The organism is Thiomonas sp. (genome assembly GCF_054608695.1).
Genome location: NZ_JBTRXV010000147.1, coordinates 1 through 5,792, shown reverse-complemented (window position 1 = coordinate 5,792; position 5,792 = coordinate 1). Strand labels below are relative to the sequence as shown.

At 65.0% G+C, this 5,792-nt stretch carries 7 protein-coding genes, 3 tRNA genes and 1 pseudogene; all 11 read right to left on the bottom strand.

Translation table 11 applies throughout. The features are described 5' to 3' along the window. Positions 1-105, bottom strand: a 105-nt coding sequence (locus ACYCUK_RS22995; protein WP_459724403.1) for a GTP-binding protein, incomplete at its 3' end; no start/stop codon positions are given. Positions 106-169: 64 nt separating this feature from the next. Continuing rightward, positions 170-244: transfer RNA gene (locus ACYCUK_RS22990), tRNA-Thr, on the bottom strand. A gap of 74 nt (positions 245-318) precedes the next feature. Beyond that, positions 319-392, bottom strand: a tRNA-Gly gene (locus tag ACYCUK_RS22985). A 124-nt stretch (positions 393-516) separates the two neighbouring features. Beyond that, positions 517-602: transfer RNA gene (locus ACYCUK_RS22980), tRNA-Tyr, on the bottom strand. Between the two features lie 66 nt (positions 603-668). Continuing rightward, complete coding sequence (trpC, locus tag ACYCUK_RS22975) at positions 669-1,472, bottom strand: indole-3-glycerol phosphate synthase TrpC (protein ID WP_461596926.1); 804 nt, start codon at positions 1,470-1,472, stop codon at positions 669-671. Continuing rightward, entirely contained in the window at positions 1,469-2,530 is a 1,062-nt protein-coding gene (gene trpD / locus ACYCUK_RS22970) for an anthranilate phosphoribosyltransferase (RefSeq protein WP_461596925.1), read from the bottom strand. Before trpD ends, trpC begins: the two co-directional genes overlap by 4 nt. Before the next feature lie 23 nt (positions 2,531-2,553). Then, positions 2,554-3,126: an anthranilate synthase component II gene (locus ACYCUK_RS22965; protein WP_461596924.1), complete on the bottom strand. Its 573-nt coding sequence runs from the start codon at positions 3,124-3,126 to the stop codon at positions 2,554-2,556. Between the two features lie 264 nt (positions 3,127-3,390). Then, entirely contained in the window at positions 3,391-3,669 is a 279-nt protein-coding gene (locus ACYCUK_RS22960) for an acyl-CoA-binding protein (RefSeq protein ID WP_461596923.1), read from the bottom strand. Positions 3,670-3,771: 102 nt separating this feature from the next. Next, entirely contained in the window at positions 3,772-4,686 is a 915-nt protein-coding gene (locus ACYCUK_RS22955) for a 5'-nucleotidase (protein ID WP_461596927.1), read from the bottom strand. Then, entirely contained in the window at positions 4,683-4,808 is a 126-nt protein-coding gene (locus ACYCUK_RS22950; RefSeq protein ID WP_461596928.1) for a hypothetical protein, read from the bottom strand. Before ACYCUK_RS22950 ends, ACYCUK_RS22955 begins: the two co-directional genes overlap by 4 nt. 462 nt (positions 4,809-5,270) lie before the next feature. Beyond that, positions 5,271-5,375 (bottom strand): annotated as a pseudogene (locus ACYCUK_RS22945) (histidine kinase dimerization/phosphoacceptor domain -containing protein); the annotation flags it as partial. Between the last annotated feature and the right edge of the window lie 417 nt (positions 5,376-5,792).

The following is a 5,792-nucleotide window of genomic DNA, read 5'->3' as shown; positions in this document are numbered from 1 at the left end:
CACCGTGGTGATGGCCGCCGTCAGCGTGGTCTTGCCGTGATCCACGTGGCCAATCGTCCCCACGTTCACGTGTGGCTTGGTCCGCTCAAATTTGCTCTTCGCCATGATGAATGCTCCTGAAGACGATAGTGATGGGTTAAAACTGGAACTGAAGACTTGAACTTGAATGTGGTGCCCATGGCGGGAATCGGACCCGCGACCTCTCCCTTACCAAGGGAGTGCTCTGCCACTGAGCCACATGGGCGAATGGGGTACTGCCTAAACCGACTGCTGCGCCACTCGAACCGAGGCTGCGAACCGCTCCCGCAGCGTCCAGGGTGGAGCGGGAGACGGGAATCGAACCCGCGCCATCAGCTTGGAAGGCTGAGGTTCTACCATTGAACTACTCCCGCCTCGGCCAACAAACGCACCAATCAACACGCGCCCAACTGAGTTCAATTGCGTCGATCTGCCAGGCGCCAGGGCTTCCATGTGCACCGTGGCCGACGAACTTCAGCAGGAATCAGCGGTTTCGCTTGGTGGAGGAGGTTGGATTCGAACCAACGTAGGCGTAAGCCAACAGATTTACAGTCTGCCCCCTTTAGCCACTCGGGCACCCCTCCGAGGCGAACCTAAAATTCTCAGGTTGTTCGTAGGATTTGTCAACTGAAATCTGTCGGCAAACCGGTTCAAGCAGGTTCGCGGGTGGCAAAAAAGTTCGCCAGTGCGAGCCCGGGATCAGGCGCTCGCATGAAGGCTTCGCCCACGAGGAAGGCGTGAACTCCGCTGGCGCGCATCCTGGCGGCGTCTGCAGGGGACAGGATGCCGCTCTCCGTGACCACCAGGCGGCCAGCCGGCATGGCGGCAAGCAGTTCGAGCGTGGTTTCCAAGCGGGTTTCGAATGTGCGCAGATTGCGATTGTTCACGCCGATCAGGGGCGTGCGCCGCGACAGGGCGCGGTCGAGTTCGCCGCGGTCGTGCACTTCGACCAACACGTCGAGGCCGTATGTCAAGGCGCAATTTTCCAGTTCCTGCATTTGCGTGTCGCTCAGCGCAGCGGCGATCAGCAGGATGCAGTCGGCTCCCATGGCCGCCGACTCGGCCACCTGGTAGGCGTCGACGATGAAGTCTTTGCGCAGCACCGGCAAGGTGCAGGCCGCACGCGCCTGCACCAGATATTCGGGCGCACCCTGAAAGTAGTCACGATCGGTGAGAACCGACAAGCAGGTCGCGCCATGGCTGGCGTAGCTTGCGGCGATGTCGGCAGGACGGAAATCCGCACGCAACACGCCTTTGGAGGGGCTGGCCTTTTTCACCTCGGCGATCACGGCCGCCCCGCCCGCTGCCACGCGCGCCTGCATCGCGGCGGCAAATCCGCGCCGCGGCCCCTGGGCGCGGGCCTCGGCCTGCAGCGTGGACAAGGGGCGCGAGACGCGGGCTGCCGCGATTTCGCGAGCCTTGGTCGCCAGGATGCGCTGCAGGATGTCGCTCATGCTGAAGCCGCGCTGGAAGCAGCAACCGATGCAGCGAGTTCGCGCGTGTACGCCACAAAGGCCTCGAGTTTCTCGCGTGCCTGGCCCGTGGCGATGGCCTTGCGTGCCAGTTCCAAGCCGTCGGACAGCGAGATGGCGAGCCCTGATGCGTAGAGCGCACAGCCGGCGTTGAACAGCACCACATCGCGCACCGGGCCGTCCACATCGTCCAGCGCCAGGCGCATGCGCCCGGCTGATTCTTGCGGGGTCTTCACCTGCAGGTCCTGCAAGGTGCAGCATTTCAGGCCGAAGTCGGAGGGGTGGATGCGGTATTCGAGAATTTGACCGTCCTTGAGTTCGCCGACCATGGTCTCGCCGCACAGCGAGACTTCATCCATGCCATCCAGCCCATGCACCACCAGCACATGCTGGCTGCCCAGGCGCTGCAGCACGCGCACCAGAATGCCGACGAGATCGGGGTGGAACACGCCCAGCAGCTGGTTGGGTGCGCCGGCCGGGTTGGTCAGCGGCCCGAGGATGTTGAACAGGGTGCGCACGCCCAGCTCCTTGCGCACCGGCGCGGCGTGCTTCATCGCGGTGTGATGGTTGGGGGCGAACATGAAGCCGATGCCGGTGTCGGCCAGGCACTGCGCCACCTGTTCGGGCCTGAGCTGGATGTTGGCGCCCAAGGCTTCGAGCACATCGGCCGAGCCGCTGGCGGAACTCACGCTGCGCCCGCCGTGCTTGGCCACGCGCGCGCCGGCGGCAGCGGCGACGAACATGCTGGTGGTGGAGATGTTGAAGCTGTGGGCAGCGTCGCCGCCGGTGCCGACGATGTCGACCAGATGGGTGGCGTCGGCCACCGGCACCTTGGTGGCGAACTCGCGCATCACCATGGCCGCGGCGGTGATCTCGCCGATGGTTTCCTTTTTCACGCGCAGGCCGGCGATCAGCCCGGCCATCATGACCGGCGACATCTCCCCGGTCATGATGCGGCGCATGAGCGCCAGCATCTCGTCGTGAAAAATCTCGCGGTGCTCGATCACGCGCACCAGCGCTTCCTGATTGGTGATAGGCATGGGGCAGACTCCAGATGGCGTTTTTAGCGCGCGGACGGACGCAGGAAGTTCTGCAGCAGGTGGTGGCCATGCTCGGTTTCGATGGATTCCGGATGGAACTGCACACCTTCGATGGCGTACTGCCGATGGCGCACGCCCATGATCTCGCCGTCCTCGGTCGTGGCCGTGATCTCCAGGCAGGCGGGCAACGTATCGCGGGCGATCGCCAGCGAGTGGTAGCGCACCACGGTGTAGGGGCTGGGCAGGCCGTCGAACACGCCGCGGCCATCATGCGAGATGGCGCTGGTCTTGCCGTGCATGATGGTCTGCGCGCGGACCACCTGCCCGCCGAAAGCCGCGCCAATGGCCTGATGCCCCAGACAGACGCCGAGGATGGGAAGCCGCCCGGCAAAGTGCTGCAGCGCCGCCACGCTCACGCCCGCCTCGGCCGGGGAGCAGGGGCCTGGGGAGATGACGATGCGCTCGGGCGCCAGCGCCTCGATCTCGGCCAGGGTGAGTTCGTCGTTGCGAATGGTGCGTACGTCCTGGCCGAGTTCGCCGAAGTACTGCACCAGGTTGAAGGTGAAACTGTCGTAGTTGTCGATCATCAGCAGCATGTCTGGGATCCTGTGGGAGGTTTTCGAACGGTCCATTCCGCCTCGGGTCCAACGCCGAGGCCCGCGAGGTGCGAGCGTCAGGCGTGGGCGGGAATCTTGCGAGCGCCATGCAGGCGCAGGGGGTATCAGGCGCTTGGCTTGCGCCAATGCCGACGCTGGACGCGTGGGAAAAGGCTGGAGGACGACAGGGAGATCATGTGCACATTATCGCCGCTCGGCCCGCGTGTCTGCCGGGCAGCGGCCTGGGTCGGCGGCAGCCCGAACTCAGGCCGCGGCTTCCAGGTCTTGCACCTGGCGGATGTACTCGGCCATGGCTTGCGCCGAATCCTGGCCACGCATGGCCGCCCAGGCGTCCCACTTGGCGCGGGCGACAAAATCCATCGCGCCGGGACGCTCGCCTTGCGCCTCGCCCGAGGACGCCTGCTTGTACCGGGCGTAAAGCCGCAGCAGCGTGGCGGGGTCGGGGCGCTGGCTCAAGGATTTGGAGCGTGAGACGGCGTCGAGGAAATCGGCTTGCAGCTTGGGGTCCATCCTGGTGTCCATGGGTCGCGCAAAAAGTCTGGGTCGTACGGGCTGCGGCGTGGCGGCTGACGCAGCGAACCGATGCAGCCTGGCCTGCCGATGCACGATGCCGCGGTGGCACGCTCAGCCCCCGCTGCGTATCCCGGCGTGCACCTGGCCGGCCGGCACATGCAGCGAGGCGGACTGCACGTGGCCGGTCTGGTCGTCGAAGAAAAAGTCGGGTTGGAATTCGCGCAGGAAGGGCCCTTTGTCGAGGCCGCCGAGGAACATGGCTTCATCCACCGCGATGTTCCAGTGCATCAGCGTGCGGATGGCGCGCTCATGCGCCGGCGCGCTGCGGGCGGTGACCAGGGCGGTGCGCAGGCGCATGGCGACGGCGCCCGTGCTGGCCGCGCTTTGCAGCCGGTGCAAGGCTTCGAGCAGGGGTTTGAACGGGCCGGGCGGCAGCGGCAGCGCCGCCTTGCTGGCTTCGTGCTGCTGGAACGCGGGCAGGCCTTGCGCCTGGAACACGCGCTCGGCTTCATCGGAGAACAACACGGCGTCGCCGTCGAAGGCGATGCGCACCTCGGTCGGGTGCGCCTCCGAGGCGTGGGCGGATTGTGGGTAGACCTGCGCCGCAGCGAAGCCTGCAGCCAGCGCCGCGCGCACGTCGTCGGTGTTGGTGGACAGGAACAGGTTGGCCTGCAGCGCGTGCAGATAGTGGTAGGGCGGACGGCCGCGGGTGAACACGCCGCGGTCGATGGGCGTGGCATGATGCCGCGCCGAGCGGAACACGCGCAGCCCCGACACCGGGTCGTTGCGCGACAGCAGCACCACTTCCACCCGATCGCGCTCGGCGTCGCTGGTGTTGAACGCGAGCAGCTTGCGCACCAGCTGGAATGCCACGCCGGGTTGGGCCGGGCGCTCGATGCGGTCGAGTTGCAGGCGCATATAGGCCGCATCGTCGGATTCTTCGAAGATGCGGTTCTCCTCCTCGAAATCGAACAGGGCACGCGAGGAGATGGCCACCACCAGACGGTCTTGCAGCGTCGAACTCATGATGCAAGGGTAGCCGACAACTGCCACCGCACGAGTTGTCCGGCCGACATGGGCCTGGCGTAGAAATAGCCCTGGATGAGCTCGACCCCCGCATCCGTGAGGCTCAAGCGCACCTGGATCATCCCCTCGCGTCCTATTGAGATTTTCAGAATGTGCGACAGACGCAAAGCGGCGCACAAAGCTCCCCCCTTCCAACCTCCCCCACGCGGTGGGGGAGGAGGCGCCCCCTCCCCATGCATGGGGAGGGTTGGGGTGGGGAGGGGTTTGGACCGTCACGAATTTGGGAAACATCAATAGCGGGAAGGCATGTTTGAAGGCGTTGCTGACGGCCTCGCTGGTCAGCAATCCACAGGGGATGGCTGTTTTGAGGTCCAGTGTCACGGGCTGGACTTCGGACGATACCTTGATGCGTTCATGCCCCAGGGTCTGGCGCAGTTCGCCGAGCAGCAGCTCAAGGCAGTTGCCGAAATCGACCGGGGCGAAATCATGCGACTGGTAGAGCACCTGATGGATGAGGGCCATGGCCCGTACCCGCGCCTGCGCATCGCGCGCCGCCGTGTCAGGGTTTCGCCGCCGCCAATGGCGTCGGCCTGCAGGTCGAGCAGGCTATGCACCAGCTGCAGGTTGTTTCTCACGCGATGGTGAACCTCTTGCAACAAGAGATCTTTCTGCTTCAGGGATTCGCGCATCGCCATTTCGCTGCGTCGCAGCAAATCCAACACGGCGCCGAGCAGCAATGTGAGGGCCAAGCCGGAGGCCAGGACGATCTGTGGTGTGAGGTTGCGCTGGGCACGCTCGAACGCCGGCAGCGAGGCAAAGCTCAAGGCCCAGCGGCGGCCGGGAAAATCCAGCGTCAGCGTTTCCTGGAACGTACTGTGCTCCGGGGCTTGCGGACCGCTGTAGAGCAGCCTGCCACCTTGGGTGCCGAGGTCGTGAACGCGCGGCGTGAAATCCGTGCCCAGTCCCTGCCCGCTGGGCACCCGAGTTCGACATATTTTTGCGCAAGTCATTGATTTGCCGATGTTCAGGCGATCGAAATTGGCACTACGAGGCGATGTCGAAGGGCTCTTTGGTGGGGACGTCGAGTTGAAGTTGGTCGAACAAGG